Source organism: Flammeovirga yaeyamensis, from assembly GCF_018736045.1.
Taxonomy (GTDB): Bacteria; Bacteroidota; Bacteroidia; order Cytophagales; family Flammeovirgaceae; genus Flammeovirga; species Flammeovirga yaeyamensis.
In genome coordinates, this window is record NZ_CP076132.1 from 2,848,501 (window position 1) to 2,871,547 (window position 23,047).

The following is a 23,047-nucleotide window of genomic DNA, read 5'->3' on the forward strand; positions in this document are numbered from 1 at the left end:
TTAGTCAATTTTATTTACTAAACTTTCAATTTTGAAACCTTTACCGATGGTTTGTATTTTTTCTCCTTCTTTGAGGTCTTCTTTTTTTAGAAGTTTACCCTCTCTAAGCGTCATAGTGTATCCTTTATCAATAATTTTCTCAGGGTTATTCGACTCTACCTTTAACTCTATAATATCTAACTGATGTAAAGCAGATTTGATATTTGATTTAAATAAAGAAGAAATGTTATCAGATAAATGCTCAAAATTATTGATTTTCCTTTTGAGCAAGAAGTTCACATCTTGATATCTAATTTTTGATCTTTCAAGTAACATGTGTTGATTAGAAATAGTATTATCAAAATTCCTTTTCAAAACATCTTTCTGATAACTCAATCGCTGATTTTCTCTTCGAACTTGTCCCTTAGAAGTATCCTTAATGGATTGGTTCAACTGTTTCAATTGTGAATGTTCATCATCCACTTTTGATTTGATTGTACCTCTAATTTCATAATCAAATTTTTCGATTCGATGATGATGCATATAAAGGTATTTATCAAACTTAGGTAAAACACGGGATTCTGCTAATTCTATTTGCTTCTGCTCAAATTGTATTCTATTCTTCAAGTTATTTGATATTGAATCAAAACTTAACATCAAGTTCTGCTCAAAATTGAAATTCCTTGAGATGATAAATTGAGCAGCAGCTGTAGGTGTTTTCTCCTTTCTATTTGCAACGATATCAGCAATACTTTCATCCCTTTCGTGCCCTATTCCAGTGATAACAGGAAGAGTACATAAAGCTATTGCTTCTCCAATATCAAAGTTATCAAACGCTAAAAGGTCTGTCTTTGAACCTCCTCCTCTAATGATACAAATAGCGTCATACTTTTCGTCTAAAGCCTGAATAGTATGTATTTGTTTAATGATAGATTTGGTCGCATTACTGCCTTGAACTTCACTATCAAATAATTTAATAGTAAACTGATATCCAAAGTCATTATTTCTTAGTTGTTTCATAAAGTCCTCATAACCTGCCGCTTTAGGTGAGGATATAATTGCTATTCTTTCAAATACTAATGGAATCTTTAATAATTTCTGTTTATCAATAAGTCCGGCCGAAGCCAATCGTTGAATTGCTAATCTTCTTAGTCTTTCTAATTCACCTAATGAATGGTTCTCATCAATATCAATAACATTGAGCGATAAACCATAAATAGAATGGAATTGAATATTTATTTCAATGACTACAGATGACCCTCTTTTAATAATTTCGTCAAAAACATCATCACCTAAACGCTTTTTTAAAGCCAGATAGCTTTGACTCCAAATATTAGCCTGCTGTTTAGCAATAATCTGTTTATCGTCCTTTTCTATAATTTCGAGATGAACGTGCCCATTTCGGATAGAAACATTCGAAATTTCTACTTTTATCCAAAATGATTGGTCGATCTCTCCTATTTTTTTGGCTATACTTTCGTTAAGTCTTGAGAGTTTATATATGGGCCTATTACCACTCATCATCGTCGTCTAACTGAAAATTTGTATAGGCATTTCTCAATTCCTTTAAAGCATGATGATCCTTTTCTCTTTCACAAACCACCAAACCTTTTTTATAGATCTCCTCTGCTTCTTCTCTATTATCTATTTCAGTATAGGCAATAGCCGCATGATAATAGGTACCTGTATACGATTCGTGATCTTTAAGTAATAGATCGTAATAGAAAATGGCTTTTTCCCAATTTTTATCAGATGCATATTCTGTAGCTAGACCATAGATAACAAATGGATCTGATGGATCTTCTTTATAAAATTCGAGTAATTGATTTAATCTTTGAATATTCATCAATCAGAAATTAAAATTGAAAGTATAAAGGTAAAAGTTGAGTTACTCCAAATAAGATAGAAAATAAAAGAGAAGTAATGGCCATTTGTTTCAAATAAGGATCCAATTCACTTGGCTCTTTTAAACGTGTTACCGCCCAACCATTTTTTCTCAATAATGGGAAAATAATAACGAATAACCATTGTAAAGGTGATTCATAATTAAAATACACATAACATAGACCACAAATAATTGCAGAAAATAGTAATAACCAATGATACATCACGGCCCATTTTCTTCCTAATCTTACTGGAATTGATTTTTTTCCTGCTTCTATATCAGATTCAATATCTCTTATATTGTTTACGTTGAGTACAGCTACTGCAAGCAAACCACAAGCTGTTGCCGGGAATAATAAAGTGATATCTAATTCACCTACCTGTAGGTAATAACTTCCTAGCACACCTACCCAACCAAAAAAGATTAATACACTTAAATCGCCTAAACCAGCATACCCATAGGGCTTTTTACCTGCGGTATATGTAATTGCTGCAATAATGGCTAAAACACCTAACCCAATGAAGTATAAAAATTCATCTAGTGTGGATATGCTCTGATAGAGTAAACCAATTCCCGATACAAATGAGAGCGCACTAAAGATATAAATCGCTCTTTTCATTGATTCTTTTGATATCTCACCACTCTGAACAGCCCTTTGCGGACCTTTTCTCCCCTCATGATCTGCTCCATTTACGGCATCACCGTAGTCATTGGCTAAATTCGAAAGAATTTGTAGTAGTACTGTCGTTAAAATAGTCAACCAAAAAATCTCAAAACTGAAAAATCCTTGCAGTACTTTATACGCCATTAAATTGGCCAAAAGAATACTGGAAATTGCTAATGGTAATGTTCTTAATCTAAAGGCCTGAATCCAAGCTTTCATAAAATTGTTCGTTATGTCAATAATTAGGACAATAATACTTTCTTTCATTGACATTTACACATATATTAAGTTCGTTTTAAAAATAACTCATATGAAAAAGAAAAAAATTGTTGTTTTGACCGGTGCTGGTATCAGTGCAGAGAGCGGAATTGCCACTTTTAGAGGTAGCGATGGTCTTTGGGAAGGGCACGATATTATGGATGTAGCATCCCCAGAAGGTTGGGCAAAAGACAGAGAATTAGTACTTGATTTCTATAATCAAAGGAGACGAAATGGGATAAACGCTAAACCAAATAAAGGGCACATTACTTTAGCTGCTTTAGAAAAATATTATGACGTTGAAATAATCACTCAAAATGTAGATCACTTACATGAATTGGCAGGTTCTACCAAAGTCACCCATTTACATGGCAAATTATTTGAAAGTAGAAGTACTTTAGACCCTAATTTAATTTACCCCGTAGAAGGTACTGAATTAAACCTAGGTGATAAATGTGAAAAAGGAAGTCAGTTAAGACCAAATATCGTTTGGTTTGGAGAAGATGTCCCTATGATGGAGAAAGCAATTACTTTAACAGAGGAGGCCGATTTCTTTATTATAGTTGGAACATCTTTACAAGTTTATCCTGCTGCAGGATTACTACATTATGTCCCTTCACATTGTAAACTCTTTTTAGTTGACCCTAATGTTCCGAAGGGAATCGACCCATCTAAAATAAAAGTAATTGAAGCCTCTGCCACTCAAGGAGTTCCAGAATTAATGGATTATTTCATGAAAATTGACCATATCTGATAAATTCTTTCACTTTTCTTTGTATAAGTGTAAAGCGTACATTATCATTACACAAGCAAATTTAAAACTGTGTTTCCCGATTGTATTATTATCGACTAACTACATTATGAATGATTTAATAATTAACAAAAACAGCAAAAATATTCAAATTCCTCAAGTAACATTAAAATATAACGAATCTAGCGGCAACATTTATGGACAATCTTTTCATATCACTGCTGCTGAGTTATACAGAGAAATAACGATGTGGATTGACGAATATTTTGTACTGAAGAATGATTTATCACTAACATTTGGTATTACTTATTTTGACACAGCTTCCTCAAAAGGAATTTTTAATGTTTTAGAAACATTAAAAAAATGGCAATTGAAAGGAAAGAAAATTTCGATTGTTTGGTATGTATTAGAAAATGATGATGACTTATTAGAAGATATTGAAGAATTATCAGAAAGTGCTGATGTTCACATTTCTACTATCCTATCTGATAAATCTCAATTAATAGCCAGTTAATGATTAATCAAAAAAAAATAGGTCAACATTTAAGTTGACCTATTTTTTTATTTCTTGATATTTATAATCAATATCCTTGCTCCCGGCAAAACGTTGTATGCTCCATAGATTCTATCACTGTCTGCATAATAAACGTTTGTACCATCTGATTGGATAACTGATACAGCCTCGCTTTTTGGCTTATATATTTTTTTACCGTTTGTGTTTATTCCAACTACTGGCGTTAGATATGAATTATCTTTTGCTGTTAAAGCTACTCTTTCTTCTCTAGTAATTGGAATATTCGGATCAAAGAACTCCTGAAAAACTAAATCATTATCTTCTTTGATTTCTATTTTATGTAGATAAACTTCTGATTGGTTATCTATATCTTCTATAATTTCTTGTGTTTCGTTGGAAAGGTAATTGAAACTGTCAACACCTTGGGCAAATAAGTTATTTAGTGTCAGGGAAACAAAAAATATTAGTGGTAATACTCTCATAATCATAACAGTTATAAAGGTTGTCCATTTACATTTATAAACGCTTTAACCAACTAAAAAGATTCTTAAATCAAGAAAAAAGTTTCTTAAATGATGATTATTAACAACAAAACACTGTCTACAACTAGAAAAGTAGTGTCACAACGAAAAAAAAGACCACTTCTAAAAGCAGTCTTTTCTTCTTATTATTTTTGATCTAAAACTTCAATATCAAATATTAAAGTAGAGTTAGCGGGTATTGGCCCCATATTTCTTGAACCATAACCTAATTCTGGCGGTATCATTAACATTGCTCTAGTACCTATGGTTAGATTTTTTACACCTTCGTCCCATCCTTTAATCACTCTACCTCTACCTAATTGAAATTGGAATGGTTGTCCTCTATCACGAGAACTATCAAATTTTTCTCCATCCATGAGATAACCAACGTAATGTACTACAACTGTTTTACCATCAACAGGCTTAACATCTCCACCTTTCTTAATTATTTTGATACCTAATCCTGATTCTAAGAATTCATATCCTAAACGTTTTTTCTCAACATTCCACTTCGATACAGACATTTGAATAAAAAGTAGGTCATTAGCTGTTAACTTCAACTTTTTATTATTTGTGATTTTCCTGTAGGCTACTATATCTTCTACATCATCAAAGTTTAGATCTATTCTCTTCGATTTTTTCTTTTTATTGAAATAAAAATAGTTTTTATCTACAAATTGAGCACATAGGTCTTCGAATCGTGCGTCTTTAAAGCAATAATCGATTTCCTCTTCTTGAGGGAGACACTTATCGCATTGGGCATTAGAATTTAGGAAAATAAATAATAGACTAATTAATAAATAATATGTTTTCATCATGTCTTGAAAAAATTAAATTTTGCTATTTCAAAGATAAGAAAGGAATTAAAAAATGTAGAGATTACTGTACAAAATGTTCAAAAATGAACAATTGATTAACAATTACAACTTGATAATAAAGTAAAGAAAGTACTTGTAACTATCTGTTTACCTGATAGTTACACAGGTATAAGATGTTCAAATTTCAATATGGAAAGATTTTAGTTTCTAATCTATTAATATTACAATGGTAAAACTCATTTTTTTATAATTTTCAGTGATATTAAAGAACGTACATATAGGTAATAATAACTTCAAGATGTCTGAAGAAAGCAAAGTAATATATGATAATTACTATGCCGCACTTCATGAGCATTTAAGCACATTCCAAAATTTCAATAAAATCATATTGGAATTGGAATATAAGCTTTCAGAATTATTAATCCCTTTTATACAAGATGAGTTTGACTATATCAACACTGAAGAATTGATTCATTGTTTAAAGATTATAGGTTTACCGGAAGGCTTTTCAGTTCCAGATAATAATGAAACAGATAAAGAAGAAGAGACTGAAGAAACCTATGATCACAAAAGAATATCTTTAAGTTTCATTCAGTCGAGTCAAGAAAAAGCCAAAGACTTTTTATATAAACTGTTTAGAGATGTAGATAGACAGCAAATTGGAGGAGTAGCTACAGGTATTGCACATTTATTAAAAACTGATCCAATTGCCATAAGAATCATTTTCCTTATTCCTTTTCTCCTTTTTTCTGAAACAAAGATCCCATTAATCTTTACGACTACTATTTATATTATAATGTGGTTATTTCTTCCAGAAAAGAGAAATCTAGAACGAGACCAAAATATTAAGATCTTTTTTAGAGATAAAGAAAATAAAGTACTTGGTGGGATTGCTGCAGGGGTTTCTAATTATTTTGGGATAAATATTGTCTTTGTACGATTGCTATTTATTGGATTAGCATTTTACTTTAATGTACTTATTCTTTTGTATATCGTATTTTGGATAGTTACACCCTACTCAAGAACACTTAAAGATAAATTCCAGAGTGTTGGTAAAGCCTTTACTCTTGATGAAATTGAAGATTATTTAAACCAAACTTTACATCAAGCCTCTAAGTCTCAAAAAATTATTGGGTCTAAAATTGAAAAAATAAATAATAAGTTAGGCACTATTAATATTGATCCTATTCTACTTGATATACTAAAAGTAGTATCATTTATAACAGGTGCATTTCTTTTTCTATCCACTTTGGTTTCTTTAGTAGTTGGTGTACCAGTACTTTCAATTGCATTAAAAATCTTCCAACTTACAGATATATTCAATTATATACCTGTTCAAGAACAAGATATACTTATCACTGGTATTGATAGAAACCTTCTTACGACTTTACAATATAGTATCCCACAGACTACAGCTGTTATTGCTACAATACAATTTTTGACACTGCAGCTTTTACTTATATTGATCTCATTATCGTTGATGGTATTTAAAAAGGTGGTAAAAACCTCTTTTTATATTGTGCTAACGATTATCATGAGTATATCTTCTATCCTACTAGTTACTGCATTAAATATGTCAGTACACAATTTTGATAATCAAGCAACTCACAAAGAAGAGATTCTTATTCCTATAAATTCTCAGCTTTTTACTCTATCTCTAGATAAAGTAGGTAATATACCTTTAAATGAAGCTAAAATAAAGATCAACCCTTATAATGGGAATGATTTAAAATTTGTCTTCTTACAAGAGTCTTGGGGAAAAACTCGTGAAAAGGCAATTAAAAATGCGAAAGCTATAGATTATGTAACCACCATAAATTCTGATGATGTTATTCTTTCTTCTCATTTTAGTTTTCCTAGAGGAGTAAAATATAGAAATCAGAAATTATCTTTGAATATGTTCCTGCCAAAAGGGGTACCATTTAAAATAAACGAAGAGCTACAATCGTATTTAAATGATCAGGGAATTCATCAATTTGATGATGGTGTAGAGAATAATTTAGTGTATAACACTCATGGGCATTTAGAAATCTTTGATGCCAATAATCTACCAATGATTGTCAAAAGAAATGATCTAGAAGATGGAAAAATTCTTATTAGACAAAAAAGATTCAAAACCAATACCGATTCCTTACAGCTTTATGGAAATATTAATCTTCGTATTATCATAGATCCTAATTTTAAAGGATCAATGATTAAATACCCTAAATCCACAAAGGGAGAAATTTTGAAAATCACTAAGGATGATAATAATTTAAGGCTTTATCCTAATGATTTTAATAACAAAAGTGCATTAGAACTTTCATTGGTTACCTCTAATTTAAATTATATAAAGTTTGAGGGAGATGGGTCTATCGAAATGGATGATCTACAAACAGATTCATTAGAAATGATTTTGATTGGTAACATTCATGGTGACTTTAAAGACATTAATACTAAAAAAGCAGACATCATTCTTAAAGGTGCCTCAAATATGGATATCTCTGGTAAAGCTGTAAATGTTTTCCTTACAACCAATGGAGGTAGTTATTTTGATGGTAAAAACTTTGTTGCTGACAATGTAAAGGCAAAAACAAAAGGCATGTCAGAAATGTCTGTCCATGCCTTAAACAATGCTACTATATTTCAATCTCCATTATCAAAAGTATATGTGGATGGTGATCCACTACATTTTGAAAAACACACACAGAGATAATATTTATCTTCTTGTCACCATAGCCTTTTTATTTACTCTCCAAGCGTTAAGTCCTCTTACTTTTTTCGCTTCTCCATACAATGATAAACTCATGGATTTACCATAAGTACCATTATCAATCATATATTCATCAAACATTACGGCTAGGTTCATATTTAATGTTCTGATAGAATCTTCATCATTTACAAATTCGAAATCGGCATTCATTTCGTCAATAACGTTAATTTTGTAAACATGTTTGTAGGAGGTCTTCTTTGGTGATAGGTTGGTCAAAAAGCCATTTCCATCAGGTTCTGCATAGAAAATATCAACGTATTTACTTTTCGTTGGAGCACTTTCAAAATCATTCCCTTGTGAGGTAGTAACCGTTTCTTCTACAACAGCAGCAGATGTTGACTTTGATTTACTAATCACCTCATTAATTTTTATCCAGATTTCATGTTGTTTCTCCTTTAATTCATCTACTAAAGAAGCGATGTTTTCTATACTTTTATCAGTATGTTCTCTATTCCCAACAATTTGATCTTGTAATAGTGATTGCAATTCTTGTTGTCTATGTGTCATTTCATCAGAGACTTTGTGGATAGCTTCCACTTCAGTATTGAGTTTATCATCAAAAGCATCGAATTTGTCTTTCGTGCTTTCTTCGATATTATCCATACGATCTCTTAACTCAACTCTCTCACCTTTTATTTTGGTAAATCTAAGTTCAATTTTCTTGAGTTCATTACCATATTCATCACTAATGTGATTTATTTCTTTGTTTAATTTTTCAAGTTGTTTTGTGAAAGTTTGAAGAGCATCTTCTTTAACGTATTCTGATTTCATATCAGACACTTGCTCATTTAGGTTTTCAACCTTCACAATAAAATCGCGTACAGAATCTTTATTAAAAGTATGTTCTTCTAAAGAGTTTAATTTTTCTAGCACACCTAAGAATTTCTTCTCTGTGTTATCTGCAATTTCTTCAAGTGATTTTTTTCTAGAAAGTTGAATTTTTTCGGTGGTCTCTTCTAATTTTTCAACTCTTTTAAATTCAGATTCTAAATGTGCTATTTTATCAATGTAGTTTTTCTCAATAGCATCCAATCGTTTATTCTCAGTTTCAAGAAGGTGTATTTTCTCTTCCATCATCTGGAAACGATTTAAAATTTCTATTTGAAAATTAACATCATCATGATTGTCTTTAGAGATAGGTGCTTCCTTTCTTTCTTGATTTAAGGGTATATCTATATTGTTATTTACATTCAACGTTTCGTTGAAAAAATTCAGCATGAATGTATATAAGAAGTTCGCTGTTTTACTATCTGAAATGTAAAGTTCTAAATCAGATAGTGTTTTAGCTTCTAAAATATAGTTAGCATGTTCTGTAATTTCATTCTTATAAGCGAACAATCTGTCAATATCCCAATTAGGTGTTTTTTCTGATATAGCCCATAATTCATAGCACAAGTCATCAAAGAATGATTCTTCGATATCTTGTTGCTCAAGGAATTCTCTTTTGGAGTATAAATTAACTCCTCTTCCTTTTAATTTGAAGCATTGTTTACCATCACCGATATTACCTTTACCCTCTTTTAATAAAGCATAAAAGCGATATACAGTGTGTTCTATTATTTGAAAGAAATGTATCTTTTTCTCGGGTTGAATCATTGATGATATTGTCATAATTCTACCTATATTTCGGGTTTCTCGTTAAGTACTAAAAAAGCAACTCTTTATCAAACTCTCTATTAATTGAAGCATTTGAATATGGGTAAGCTCGGAAAATCTTAATACAGCAAAATATTATATTAAAACAAAAGTAACACGAAAAACATATTTAGGTAATTCTAATAGCCTTTATTAACATTTATTGTCTAAAATATTTAAAAATAAGCCACATCATTACTTTGATTATAAGATCATATATAAAATTTGGAATTACAAGCACACAACGCTATGGTTATATTAAGGCTTAGAATTTTGCAATATATTTTATGTCTTTATCCAATAGATATTCGCAAAATTTGATAAATTTACATAAATAATAATTTTTTAAATATGTTTTCAAGAACACACTTATTTAGGTATTTCCTAATTTTTTCAATTTTATTTATCACCACTTCTTGCGGGCCAAAATCACCTGAATTTGTGGATATTAGAAATATGGACATGGCTTCTTTAGATGACGGTAACTTTGTCATCAAAGCGGAAGCGGTTTTATACAACCCTAATGGAGTATCATTAACGATAGATGAAATTCATGTAGATGTTTTAGTGAATGGAAATAAAATTGGAAATGTTTATCAGAATGTTTCCTCAGAAGCCAAAGGTAAATCTGAATTTACCTTACCATTAGAAGTACAATTTCCTCCAAAAGCTTTATTCTCAAACATACTAGGTGGTTTAATGAATATGGCTACTGGTGAAGATTTTGAAGTAAGATATGCTGGGTACATCAGAACGAAAGTTTTAGGAGTGAACTTCAAAGTACCTTTCGATCAAAAAGAAACAATAGGTTTAGATATGTAATCTACATATTCTGATAACTGATATTATTATATGGAAAGCCAACTGATTTAAGTAATAAAATAGTTGGCTTTTTTTACACATATAGACATTTTCTATACAGTACTCTTCTGCAAATTAATTGAAGTTCTAAAAGTCCTTCTAATATTGTTCATAATAATCTCCACCATATGAGGATCAGTAGCGAGCAATAAGAAAAACTCTTCTTCGTCAATTTCTATTAGTTCTGTATCTTCTACTGCAAGGCAATGCCCTACCCATGCATCTGAGGCTACTGAAACATAAGAACCAATGATTGATCTTTTGGAATACAGTAATGCATGCTCATCCAAGTCTCCATCTTTTACAGCTACAGTTCCGCTTTTCACTATATATAAACCCTTTTCTTTCAGCCTTTTTGCTGACGTAATTTCCTTATTTTTCTCATAAAATCTAATCTTAGAAACTTTTGCTAAATCAGCTAACTCATCTCCCGTAAGTCCATGAAATTCAGATAAATTAGAAAAATAAAGTGCTTTTGAAAAGGCTAAATGAGGAGCATCTTCCCACTTTAATGAATCAATATTTTTCATTATATCCCTTAAATCAGCTTCTTTATCCTGTGGTAACCTTCCATAAGCATCTTCTAAAGTTTCCGGATGATGTATTCGTAAAATCCATGCAGCTAATTCGTACATCATTCTTTCTTGATCAAATAAATAGCCCACCAACATTTCTTGATCTAACATTTCTTTAATGCTAGACAAAGTATATAAAGCACACGCCCTTACCCAAGAAGAAAGCCAGTTTGGATCTCGATTAGATAACTTAAAAATAACTTGTTCTGATGTATAATGCTCTCTATAAAATAGTTCTGACAACTTCTTTACTTTATCATCTAACGCAACATCATCAAAAAGTGGAATAACATAGGCTTTAATATCCTCTTCAATCAATACATCCAACAATTCAACGGCATAACCTATACTATCGGCTGTTCCTAATTCATGATTCTTTCTGATCAATAATAATGACCCTCTATCATATAACATATTCAGGATTAAGAAAATCTGATCATAGTTGGTCATAATTTCATCCTGAAGTGCTCTTGATAATAAATTAGTATTTCTATTGTTCTCTAATTCTAAAGTTGATGCAATGTTCCAATAACAGTTGTTTGCCTCTCTTTTAAGTGCTTCCTTTAGAAAGAGTTTTTGATATTCATCTTCAGCATTCCATCCTAAAGCACTTAGGAGAGATAAAGCTTCATAGGAAATTTTTCTTTCTGGATAGGTAATTTTATCAGATAATAATTGAACTGATTCTTCGCTACCAATTTTTGCATAAGCTTGCAAAATCAATCGCTGAGTTAATTGTAACTGACCATTTTTATGAAAAGCGTTCTCCAAAATTTTAGCTCCGGATTCACCAACAGCAACAATTGCAGACAATGCAACACGCTCATCCCCCTTTATGGCCAAACGCTCTACTAATGCAGGAATAAATTCTGATAATTTATGATACCCTACTAAAGAAATTGCTTCACACCTTACAGTGTAAGTATAATCCCTAATTAATTTCCCAATGATCTTATCGTACTTTTCATCATATATATTAAACATATATCTAGCTGCATTTACCCTATCCACAGCATTTGATGATTTAGATAATTTCTCAATGTTTTCGTAAGATATCTCCGTTACTATCTCTAATTCTAAATCTTCAGCGACTTGAACTGCTAGCTTCGAAAAGTTAAACTCGTCTGAGAAAGTCCCTTCTTCATAATTTCTTAGAGAAGGGATACTCTCATAAATACTATATTCTTTAATTTTTTGAAGTGCCTGTCTTTTGTTATTCATTCTATACAAACTACCTTCATCTGATAAAATTGAACGAAATAGAAATACATCTAACCTTTCAATTAATCGAAATAATAAAGGGGCAACTTTATGAGGCACACTATTCCAACGACTCTGAAGTAAGTTCTGTATTTTGTTATTTTTAAATCGATTACCGATCTCTTGTGTATAATTTACCTCAGTAGAATTTGCTGATAAAAGGTTTTGCAATGAAATTTTATAAAAATTATACATTTTGAAGGTAATAAATACCCAAACCCCTACTATCGCAAATATCACAAAGTTGTTATAGAGAATATTGTAGTTGTTGAGTTTTGATATGCCTATCATCAGAATACCTGCACACAATGTAGAAAATTGAGCTACAGTACCTTCTACTAGGGTTTGTGCTTCGTATCTAATCTCGGCTGGCAGTGGAAAGAAAAATATTTTTACTGTGGGATTCTCTAGGGAATCCCGCAAGGCATCGGTCACTAGTTTTGACATACTTATGATCAAAAAGAACATCAAAAAGGCACTTGACGATTGATCGTGACCAAATAAAGATCCAATAACTAGATCAATAACACAGAAGAAAACCAATATACCAGGTAACAACATCAAAGAATATTGTAAACCGTAAACTTCTAAGATTCTATCGTTTAAGAAGGTCTGTACTAGGAAGGATACAATGATGATAAATGCTTCAAAAAAGGCTAAGAAATTGGCTAATTCTTGTTCCTCTTTAAAATATTGAGGTGTAACTGTGACGAATGAATAATCAACGAATGCAGCTGAAAAACTAGAGCACATGACGAAAATAGAGATCACAAAAAAGTAGTTTTTATAATCTCTCAAACGTGTTCTTTTATTAGATACCTTCTCTACGTTTTCATCAACCGTTAATGCTTCAGCAGAGTGCATTCTAAATTTCTTTAAAATGTACACTATAGAGACAAAACAAAAAAGGTATGAAATAACTCCTACCAGTGATAAATAAGATAGGTTTGGTAATAGTTGCTGAATAAACGGCACTGAGAAGAAGGCAAATATGGTTGCAAAAGCTTGTCCTGTATCAATACCTCCCGATAAACGCTTACTTTGAGTAAAGTTAAAAAGTCGTCCAAATGCACCCCAAAATATCAATAATGAGATAGATGCGACAGGCCCAAGAGTAGCAAATCCCAAAAAGACAATCGTTTCATCATTATCCTTAAGTACAAGTGATAAAGATATACCACCTACCAATAAAAGAATGATAATACTCGTGTAATAGACTAATTTTCTAAATCCTAGTATATTTTGAAGCTTGGAGAATAATATTGTAAATAATATACCTAATACCCCTTGAGTGACTAATGCCAAAGGGAAATCGTTTTCATTACCAAATTTTGAGATAAATAGTGTATTGATAGATACACTATAACTCGCCATAAAAATACCAGTAAAAAATCCTAGTGTTAGTAGTGCCGAGATCCTTGACCATTCGGAGGATAAACCTCCTACCATATTAAGTAATAGTCTCTTCATTGAGTAGTGGTGCAGCTAGAGTTTTCTTTAGCTAGTTGATGAAAGCAATAAGAAAGATTAAAAATTGATTTTAAATCAACTAAAAATTTAAGTTATACAATTTTTAAGAACTTCTAAAATATCATGCCATTGATATCTATTAATTTGAGATCAAAAAAGAATCTTGATGGAAAATGATGTTTATTCAAATAAAAAAGGCTCGGATGCAACATCCGAGCCTATAAAAACTTTTTGTCATTGACTATTATTACTCAACAACAATTTCATCAGTGAACATCCAAGGTGCATTACCTGCTCCTGAATGCCATACTGGTAATGCTTCAAAAGGAATAGCAACTACTTTCACATATCTATAGTTACCCTTTATTTCTTTAGCGAAACGTGTCACTCCAATAATTGGATGATCATTTGGCATTTCTGTAGACTCAACTCCTAGTGAAGTAAACTCTTTTCCATCTTCTGACACAAAGAATTCTACTTTATTTGGCAAGAAAACCCACGAAGATGTATTTTCTAAGAAACCAATAGACACTTGATGTAATTCCTCGTCTTTTCCAAGGTCAATTACTACTTCAAAATTTTGACCGCTTACACCATCCCATTTACCATCTCTTAAGTTATCAGATGCGTAAATACCATTTAAGATGCCGTTTTCACCAGCATCATAAGTAGCATTTTTCTCATAGTTGATAGACAACTTAGGGAATTCACCACCCGTATTGTAGAATGCTTTCTTAAATGCGAATTTAGAAACTTTACTTGAAACACCATTTGGATCAATTGCAATTGCTTTCACTAAAGTCGATTGATTTAATGTAAATGCTTCAGAAAATTTAGGTGATGTAGCTGTAGGAATAGATCCATCTAAAGTGTAGTAAATACTCACATTAGGAGTCACATCTTTAAATTCAACTGTTGTTTCACCATTAAAAATAACTGATGAATTCGTTACATATGGTCTGTAAACTACTTCTTTCGTTTCTAAAATACTCTCTACCTCATCTAATGGAATGGCATGTGAAGTTGGTCTTGCCGCTACTTCTGCTCCCCAATTTGATTTGTTTTCTCCCATTTTGAAAGATAGTATTCCTCCTTTTTCAATTTGATCATGAGTGATGTATGTTTTATTATACGCCTGACCATCAAAAGCAGCGGATTGAATATATTCGTTTGTTGGAGACGATTGATCAGCAGTAATCACAAAATCATTTCCATTATCTAAATGAATGGTTACTTTTCCAAAAATAGGACTACCAATCGCATAATTTCCGTCAGCAGGGTTTACTGGATAGAATCCCATTGCTGAAAAGACATACCATGCTGACATTTGACCACAGTCTTCGTTTCCACAAAGTCCGTCTCTTTCAGAAGTGTACATCTCATCCATTACTTGGCGAATTCTCGATTGAGTTTTCCATGGTTCACCAGCATAATTGTATAGATAGATAACATGATGTGACGGCTCATTTCCTTGTGCATACTGACCAATTAATCCTGTTACGTCATGTGCCATATGATTATCGTTCACTGCTTCTTGCTTGAACATATGATCAATCTTATCAATGAACTTCTGATCTCCACCATGTAAATCGATTAAACCATTAATATCCTGAGGTGCAAAGAAATTGTAGTGCCAAGCATTTCCTTCAGTATAGTTACCAGCTCCTAAAAGTGAAATAGCCATTGGATCAAAAGGTTCGTCCCAAGCACCGTACATATTTTTTCCTCTAAGGAAGCCTGTGTTTTTATCAAATAGTTGCTTGTAGTTTAATGCACGATTACTGTATTTTTTGTAATCATCCATTTTACCTAATTCTTTTGCCACTTGGGCTACCACCCACATATCATAAGCATACTCCACTCCTTTTGATACAGCATTGGCTTCTTTTTCAACAGGAATAAATCCTTCTTCATTGAACCAATTCAATCCTCTTCTTGGATCTTCAGCTGCTGCCACCATTGCTTTGTAAGCCAACTCTTTATCAAATTTAGCCTGACCTTTTAAAATGGCATCTGCAATTACAGGAGCAGAATGGAAACCGATCATAGTACCTGTTTCGTTTGCTGAAAGTTCCCAAACTGGCAATTGTCCCGATTGCTCATACTTCACTAACATTGACTGAATAAAATCGTTGTTTTCTTCTGGAGCAATTAAAGTGAATAATGGATGGGTTGCTCTAAAAGTATCCCAAAGTGAAAATAAAGTATAGTGCGTAAATCCTTCTGCTTTATGGATTTTGTGATCCATACCTCTATACTGATGATCGACATCCATATATACATTTGGAGCGATTAACGAGTGATACAAAGCAGTATAAAAAATAGTTTTATTTACTTGATCTCCACCTTCTACTTGAATCTTCGATAGCTTTTGATCCCAAGTTTGTTTCGCTTGTTCTCTGACTTTATTAAAATCAAACCCTTGTACTTCTGCTTCTAAGTTCTTTCTTGCACCTTCAACACTCACTCCAGAAATAGCGACATTCACAACAATCGCTTCTCCTTCTTCAGTGGTGTAATTGATAACCGCTTTTACATCTTCACCATCTAACTTTTTTGTTTCAGTTAACTGCATTCCTGATTTAATGCCTTGAACTGATTTAAATGGCTTAGAGAATTGAGCAACAAAATACACATATTGATCTCTTGCCCATCCTGATGATCTTCTTAAACCAACGATCTCATTATCCGATGTTACTTCGAACCAAGTTTCTCTAGCTGAATCTGAAATACCATGTTTTAAATCTAGTATAATGTGTGCATTATCAGATGCTGGAAAGTGATACTGATGTACACCCACACGTGTTGTTGCAGTTAATTCTGCTGTAATATCATAATCTTCTAAGAATACAGAATAAAACCCTGGAGAGGCTTCTTCTTTCACTTTTTCGAAACGTGATCTGTAACCTTCATCAGGATTTTTCTTAGAACCTGCTTCTGTTTTAACATCACCTACAGCTGGCATTAATAAGATATCACCATAATCTCCTCCTCCTGTTCCAGAAAGGTGTGTATGAGAAAATCCCATAATTGAATTATCCGAGGAATGATACCCCGAACACCAATCCCATCCTTCTATACCAGTATCTGGACTTAATTGAACCATACCAAATGGCACCGTGGCTCCAGGAAATGTGTGTCCATGAGCTGAAGTTCCAATAAAAGGATCTACAAATTCTGAGTTCGATTTAGGTAAGACTTCTTTACTCGCCTTTTGATTTAATTGTGATACGCAACTAAACAGTAGTGGTATCAAGCTGATAGTGATGAAAACTTTACGCATTCTTAGATTTATATTAGACTATTCTTATTCTATTATCAATTCATCGATCATCATCCAAGCGGGCTTGCCTGCACCTCCGTGGTTTTTAGGTAAAACACCAGGATGTTCGATAATGATTTCGATTCCTCTCACCTCTTTTAGAGGCTTTTTAAATTTTAAAGTAAACTGATTTTTATTTAGATCAACCACCTTTTCTACTTTAAACTTCTTTGAGACATCTTTATATTTTGACCCATCAATACTTACTAAGACTTTGAACGAATTTGGAGACATGATCCAAGATCCTAATTCATCATACGCATCAAACGTAATACTGTTTAGTTCTTGAGATTCTTCCCATGTTAAAACAGCTTGTAGGTTCTGTCCGTTAAATCCTATCCATGTACCATCTTGAAATTTCTCTCCTCCAATAATTGAATTATTTAAAGAAGCTGCTCCACCATTGATATAAGGCTTAGAAGGCTCCTCAATCAATTTAATTGATGCTGAGTTCCCTTTATGTAATTGGAATGTTTTTAAAATTGGATCGCCTAATGCTTTCCCATTTCTAAAACCTTGGAAAATGATATCACCAGATTTTTCTACTTTTACAGGCTTAGTATACAACTGGAATTCACCCTTACTCCCTACTTTATACTTTATCTCAAGTTTATCAGATAATTTATTGGCTGATAACATAATATCTCCATCTTTCATGGATGTACTCACCTCCATCAATACTTCTGATGGACCATAATTCACTCCCAATTGATCTAAAATTGGATATTGGAGATCTAATCTTTCTTCAAATTCTTTTAAACCATTCTCTTTTGTACCTGTCCATAATGCTTCTGAGAAAGCCAATGCACGAGGGAATATCATAAAGTCTGCTCTATCTTGATCTGGAATTCTTTCTGTCCAAACCGTAAATTCACTTCCCAAAACATGCTGTGCTTCTTCTTTATTTAAATCACTTGGCGTTGGGTTAAAAGCATATAATTGTGCAACGTCTGTTGTGGCAATATCATAATCAAAATAACAACAAGCAGTTGGAGATGCAATTACATCATTTCCCATTTTGGCAATTTTGCTAACAGCGTCTTTGTCGTGCCAATCTCTCCATAGTTGTACAGTGGCAGTAGATGATAAACCTCCTTCAAGGATCTCATCCCATCCTGTAATTTTCTTACCCAATTTGTTGACCATCTTTTCTACTCTATGGATAAAGTAACTTTGCAATTCATGCTCGTCTGCAAGGTTTTCTTGTTTGATTTTCAACTGACACTTATCGCATTCTTTCCATCTAGTTTTAGGACACTCATCCCCTCCTAAGTGGAAATATGTTGATGGGAACAATGGAATAATTTCTTCCAAAATATCTTCTATAAAAGTATATACTTGTTCATCTCCTGCACAAAGCACATCCTCACTCACACCCCAACGATTCCAAACTTCGAAAGGTCCTTCTGTACAAGCTAATTCAGGATAAGAAGCTAAAGCACCTAACATATGTCCGGGCATATCAATTTCTGGAATCACTTCAATTCCTCTTGCGGTAGCATAAGCTACAACTTCTTTAATATCATCTTGAGTGTAAAATCCACCATAACGAGAACCATCTCTTTCTGTTCTCCAAGCACCAATTTCAGTTAATTTGGGATATTTTTTTATCTCAATTCTCCATCCTTGGTCCTCAGTTAAGTGCCAGTGGAATTTATTGAGTTTATATTTTGTCATTAGATCCAAGTAGCGTTTCACTTCTTCAACAGTGAAAAAATGTCTACTTACATCCAACATCATTCCTCTCCATTCATATTTTGGAGAATCACTAATGTCAACACACTTTACAGTATTGTTTAAGCCAATCAGTTGTAATAATGTGGCTAAACCGTTTCTTAATCCAAATTCTGTATTTGCTGTAATGTCAATAGAACTTTCTTGAACTGTGAGTTTATAAGCTTCTTCTCCAAGATTAAATTCATTGATTATGTGAAGTGTTATATCTCCGTATTCTTTATCAGTTTCTGTGATTGAAACATTATTTTGTTTTTGAATTTCTTGAATATAGTAGTCTACATCAAGTTCTGAATTTCCTTTTGATAATGTTGTCTTTGGTGATAATGTAAAAGATCCCTCTCCCCATTTAATATTTTGAGGCATAGGAATTAAAGATGTTTCTTGTGCAAAAACATGTAGTGATAGTGGTAATATTAAGATGTACAGTAATAAAAATCTCATTTCTTTAGAGGTTAAGTTGGTTGTTAGCTTACGATTTGATAAAGAAGCGGTCTCATAAATCATATCTTTTATGATGAGATTCATGAGACTGCTCTTATCTATATTTTATCATTCAAATCGAATGATTATTTTACAAATTCTAATGTACCTCCCTGCATTAAGTCGGCATTTGCGATTTGATATCCTTTGATTTCTTTTCCGTTGAAAACAACTTTAGAAACTGTAGGACTATCTTTTGTTTGATGACCGATAACAGTTAGAGTCTTGCCATTTGATAAATGAACCACTGCTTTCGGGAATAATGGTGTACCTAAATCATATACTCCATTACCTGGGTTTACTGGATAAATACCCAATGAACTAAGGATAAACCATGATGACATTTGACCACAATCCTCATTACCACAAACACCGTCAGGAGTTGATTTGTACTGAGTATTCATGATTTTGTTAATCATCTTTTGTGCTTTATGCGGCTTATTGATGTAGTTATATAAATACGCCACGTGGTGAGAAGGTTCGTTACCATGTGCGTACTGACCAATCATACCAGTTGAGAAGATTGGAAGGTTATCTTCTGGAGTCGGGTAATAAGAGAACATCGAATCTAATTTTTGTTCGAAACGATCTGCTCCACCCATTGCATCAATTAAACCATCTACGTTTTGTGGAACATAGAAAAAGTATTGCCAAGCATTACTTTCACAGAAGTGATCTGTGTATTCTTTCGCAATAAAGTGCTCAATGAACTTTCCATTTTTGTCTTTTGGACGCATAAATGTAGATTCATTATCATAATGATGTCTCCAGTTCTCTGCTCTTTTAGCAAAGTATTTGTAATCATCTTCTTTACCTAAAGCTTTTGCAAACTCCGCAATACACCAATCGTCGTAAGCATATTCCAATGTCTTAGAAACCGACCAGTTTTCGTGATCATAATTCAATGGAACATATCCTAGCTTGATGTAATCTTCCATAGAATCACCTTCTTTGTTCATTGCAGATGCTTTACAAGCTTCATACGCTTTTTCAACATCAAAATCTCTAATACCTTTGAAGTAAGCATCAGTGATTACTGGAACTGCATGATAACCAATCATCATATTCGTTTCGTTACCTTTCATCGACCAAACTGGTAAAAGACCTGTTTCATCATAATGAGATAAGAACGAATTAATCATATCAGGAACACGTTCAGCATGAATCATTGTGTACAATGGATGAGCGGCTCTGTAAGTATCCCATAAAGAGAATGTATCGTATTTTTTATAACCTTTCGCCACATGATTCTTTTGATCAGCACCTTTATAACCACCATCAACATCAGATAGTAAGGTTGGAGCTAAAAGTGATTGATACATTGCTGTGTAAAATACTTTTTTATGCTCCTCATTAGGAGTTGTCACTTCAATTTTTGATAGTTCATTATTCCACTTTTCTGAAGCTTCATTTTTCACTAAATCAAAATCCCAAGACGTATTCTCAGCCGCTAAATTCTTTTCTGCACCTTCAATAGAAGCATTAGATAAACCGACTTTAACTAAGATTACATTCTTATTATCATCTGTTTTGAAGTTGAAATAACCTCTTGTTTTCTTCGCTTGAATTTCGTTTCCATCAACAATCTGAAGTTTCTTTGGGTCTTCAGAATTCATCAATTCATAAGAATCGATAGGAGCTGAAAATTCGGCTACGAAATACTCTCTTTGAACAGCTGCCCATCCAGAAGAAAATCTATAACCAACAATTTTTTTATTATTGATTACTTTGATGTACGTATCTGTAGGTCCATCCCAGTTTAATGAGTATCCAAGATTAAAGATAATCTGAGATTTATCGTCTTTAGGGAAAGTATATTTATGGAAACCTGTTCTATCAGTAGCAGTTAATTCTGCTTTGATATTGTAATCCAAAAGGTCTACAGTGTAATACCCTGGCTCTGCATGTTCTTTATCGTGAGAGAATAAAGAAACGGGTCTTTCGTATCCAGCTTCTACCACAACTCTATCACTTTTACCATTTCTTGGAGTCACAAGGATATCATATAAATCTCCAGCTCCTGTACCTGAAAGGTGAGTATGTGAAAAACCTGCAATCGTAGAATCTGGCCAGAAATAACCTGCAATTCTGTCCCAACCAGAGATACCATTGTCTGGTGATAATTGAACCATACCGTGTGGTACCGTTGCCCCTGGGTATGTATTACCAGGTCCGTCTGTACCTACAAATGGATTAACATAAGATGTATATTTAACTGGCTCTTGTTTTTGCTCGTTAGTAGTGCAACCCCATATTGTCAATAAGAATAAAGGGAATAAATATTTAATTTTCATATCGTAGTTGTAAGGTCATTTATTATTTACCATTCCATTTTAAATGGAGAATCTTCCATTCTATTTCCATCTTTACTATCTACAACAGCAAAGTTGAAACCGTTACGGATACTGTACCCTCCGTACTCTCCGTCTTTATTTAATGCCAAGAATCCTACTTGTAGATTCTCTAATTTATTTTGATGCGTCTTGATGATTCTTTTCACAACAATCTCACAAGCTTCTGCAGGCGATTTACCATTACGCATTTGTTCAACTACCATTGCTGAACCTGCTGTTCTGATAACTGCTTCACCTAAACCTGTTGCACATGCAGCTCCAATTTCACCATCCACAAATAAACCAGCTCCAATCAAAGGAGAATCACCCACTCTACCATGCATCTTATAAGCAGCACCTGATGTAGTACAAGCACCTGCTAAATTGCCTTTTGCATCTAAAGCTAAAGCTCCAATTGTATCGTGATTTTCGATGTTAATTACAGGCTTATATTCTGATTTTTTCAACCATTCTTTCCAATCTGCTTCTGATTTTTCTGTAAGAAGGTTTTCTTCTTTAAAACCATTTTCCAATGCAAATTGCTTTGCACCTTTCCCTACAATCATAGCGTGAGGCGTTTTTTCCATCACTAATCTTGCTACAGAAATTGGGTGTTTAATATCCTGTAAAAAGGCAACAGCACCACATTCGTAGGCATGATTCATGATACATGCATCCAATGTCACTTTTCCTTCTCTATCGGGTAATCCACCATATCCAACACTTCTTTCGTTAGGATCACCTTCAGGAACTCTAACTCCAGCTTCTACAGCATCTAAAGCGGCTCCACCTTCTCCTAAGATTTTCCATCCTGCTTCATTTGCCCCAAATCCGTGATTCCATGTTGAAATCATTACTGGCTTGTTTCCTTTTCTTTTTCCTGCGAAAGATATTGTAGATAATTGAGGGGTTAACAAAGCTGCCGATGTTAACGCCGAAAACTTCAAAAAGTCTCTTCTGCTACGCATAATATAGGTATCGATTGAATATAGTTAATGTGTGATCTTGACGTGTCAAAAATACACATTCAAGCAGATATACGCATAAAAACGCACAAACAAGCTAAAACAAATCATAATTATTAACAATATCGTGCAAGTTTATGAAGCGTTCGGATCTCAAATTCTAACAATGCAAAACATATTAGACGTAGGATTTGTCGATTTAATAATATCCTGCTAACTTATGTAAGACCAAAAACATTTTATTACTATTCTGATTTTAATGTATAT

15 protein-coding genes are annotated in these 23,047 nt (G+C 32.9%); 4 read left to right on the forward strand and 11 right to left on the reverse strand.

The genetic code is table 11. From position 1 onward, the window contains the following. Genes xseA through KMW28_RS11230 form a run of 3 tightly spaced genes read right to left on the reverse strand, consistent with a single transcriptional unit; the run spans window position 1 to window position 2,747 of the window. Window positions 1-1,503, reverse strand: coding sequence for an exodeoxyribonuclease VII large subunit (xseA, locus tag KMW28_RS11220; protein ID WP_169663338.1), 1,503 nt, complete (start codon window positions 1,501-1,503; stop codon window positions 1-3). After that, entirely contained in the window at window positions 1,490-1,825 is a 336-nt protein-coding gene (locus tag KMW28_RS11225; protein WP_169663337.1) for a tetratricopeptide repeat protein, read from the reverse strand. Before KMW28_RS11225 ends, xseA begins: the two co-directional genes overlap by 14 nt. 10 nt (window positions 1,826-1,835) lie before the next feature. Then, entirely contained in the window at window positions 1,836-2,747 is a 912-nt protein-coding gene (locus KMW28_RS11230; RefSeq protein ID WP_169663336.1) for a 1,4-dihydroxy-2-naphthoate polyprenyltransferase, read from the reverse strand. Between the two features lie 91 nt (window positions 2,748-2,838). On the opposite strand from KMW28_RS11230, the gene KMW28_RS11235 reads away from it, so the two are divergent. Both KMW28_RS11235 and KMW28_RS11240 read left to right on the forward strand, forming a co-directional pair. Next, on the forward strand, window positions 2,839-3,540 hold the full coding sequence (locus KMW28_RS11235; protein WP_169663335.1) for an SIR2 family NAD-dependent protein deacylase: 702 nt from the start codon (window positions 2,839-2,841) through the stop codon (window positions 3,538-3,540). Between the two features lie 106 nt (window positions 3,541-3,646). Then, on the forward strand, window positions 3,647-4,051 hold the full coding sequence (locus KMW28_RS11240) for a SiaC family regulatory phosphoprotein (RefSeq protein WP_169663334.1): 405 nt from the start codon (window positions 3,647-3,649) through the stop codon (window positions 4,049-4,051). Between the two features lie 47 nt (window positions 4,052-4,098). Here KMW28_RS11240 and KMW28_RS11245 read toward each other — a convergent pair whose 3' ends face one another. Further along, window positions 4,099-4,533: a hypothetical protein gene (locus KMW28_RS11245; protein ID WP_066207186.1), complete on the reverse strand. Its 435-nt coding sequence runs from the start codon at window positions 4,531-4,533 to the stop codon at window positions 4,099-4,101. 185 nt (window positions 4,534-4,718) lie between these two features. Further along, window positions 4,719-5,390: an FKBP-type peptidyl-prolyl cis-trans isomerase gene (locus tag KMW28_RS11250; protein ID WP_205958143.1), complete on the reverse strand. Its 672-nt coding sequence runs from the start codon at window positions 5,388-5,390 to the stop codon at window positions 4,719-4,721. A gap of 298 nt (window positions 5,391-5,688) precedes the next feature. Between KMW28_RS11250 and KMW28_RS11255 the strand changes: the two genes are divergently transcribed. Beyond that, a complete protein-coding gene (locus KMW28_RS11255; RefSeq protein WP_169663333.1) occupies window positions 5,689-8,085 on the forward strand; it encodes a PspC domain-containing protein in 2,397 nt (798 codons plus the stop codon). A gap of 3 nt (window positions 8,086-8,088) precedes the next feature. Here KMW28_RS11255 and KMW28_RS11260 read toward each other — a convergent pair whose 3' ends face one another. Further along, entirely contained in the window at window positions 8,089-9,753 is a 1,665-nt protein-coding gene (locus tag KMW28_RS11260; RefSeq protein ID WP_169663332.1) for a hypothetical protein, read from the reverse strand. Window positions 9,754-10,128: 375 nt separating this feature from the next. Here KMW28_RS11260 and KMW28_RS11265 point away from each other — a divergent pair, with 375 nt between their 5' ends. Then, complete coding sequence (locus tag KMW28_RS11265; RefSeq protein ID WP_066207175.1) at window positions 10,129-10,599, forward strand: LEA type 2 family protein; 471 nt, start codon at window positions 10,129-10,131, stop codon at window positions 10,597-10,599. Window positions 10,600-10,691: 92 nt separating this feature from the next. Here KMW28_RS11265 and KMW28_RS11270 read toward each other — a convergent pair whose 3' ends face one another. From KMW28_RS11270 to KMW28_RS11290, 5 genes are all read right to left on the reverse strand, one after another. Further along, on the reverse strand, window positions 10,692-13,943 hold the full coding sequence (locus KMW28_RS11270; protein WP_169663331.1) for a hypothetical protein: 3,252 nt from the start codon (window positions 13,941-13,943) through the stop codon (window positions 10,692-10,694). Between the two features lie 247 nt (window positions 13,944-14,190). Next, a complete protein-coding gene (locus tag KMW28_RS11275) occupies window positions 14,191-17,226 on the reverse strand; it encodes a GH92 family glycosyl hydrolase (protein WP_169663330.1) in 3,036 nt (1,011 codons plus the stop codon). A gap of 24 nt (window positions 17,227-17,250) precedes the next feature. Next, on the reverse strand, window positions 17,251-19,527 hold the full coding sequence (locus KMW28_RS11280; RefSeq protein ID WP_169663329.1) for a beta-N-acetylhexosaminidase: 2,277 nt from the start codon (window positions 19,525-19,527) through the stop codon (window positions 17,251-17,253). 41 nt (window positions 19,528-19,568) lie between these two features. Continuing rightward, on the reverse strand, window positions 19,569-21,776 hold the full coding sequence (locus tag KMW28_RS11285) for a GH92 family glycosyl hydrolase (protein WP_169663328.1): 2,208 nt from the start codon (window positions 21,774-21,776) through the stop codon (window positions 19,569-19,571). Window positions 21,777-21,802: 26 nt separating this feature from the next. Beyond that, a complete protein-coding gene (locus KMW28_RS11290) occupies window positions 21,803-22,783 on the reverse strand; it encodes an isoaspartyl peptidase/L-asparaginase family protein (protein WP_169663327.1) in 981 nt (326 codons plus the stop codon). Window positions 22,784-23,047 lie beyond the last annotated feature (264 nt).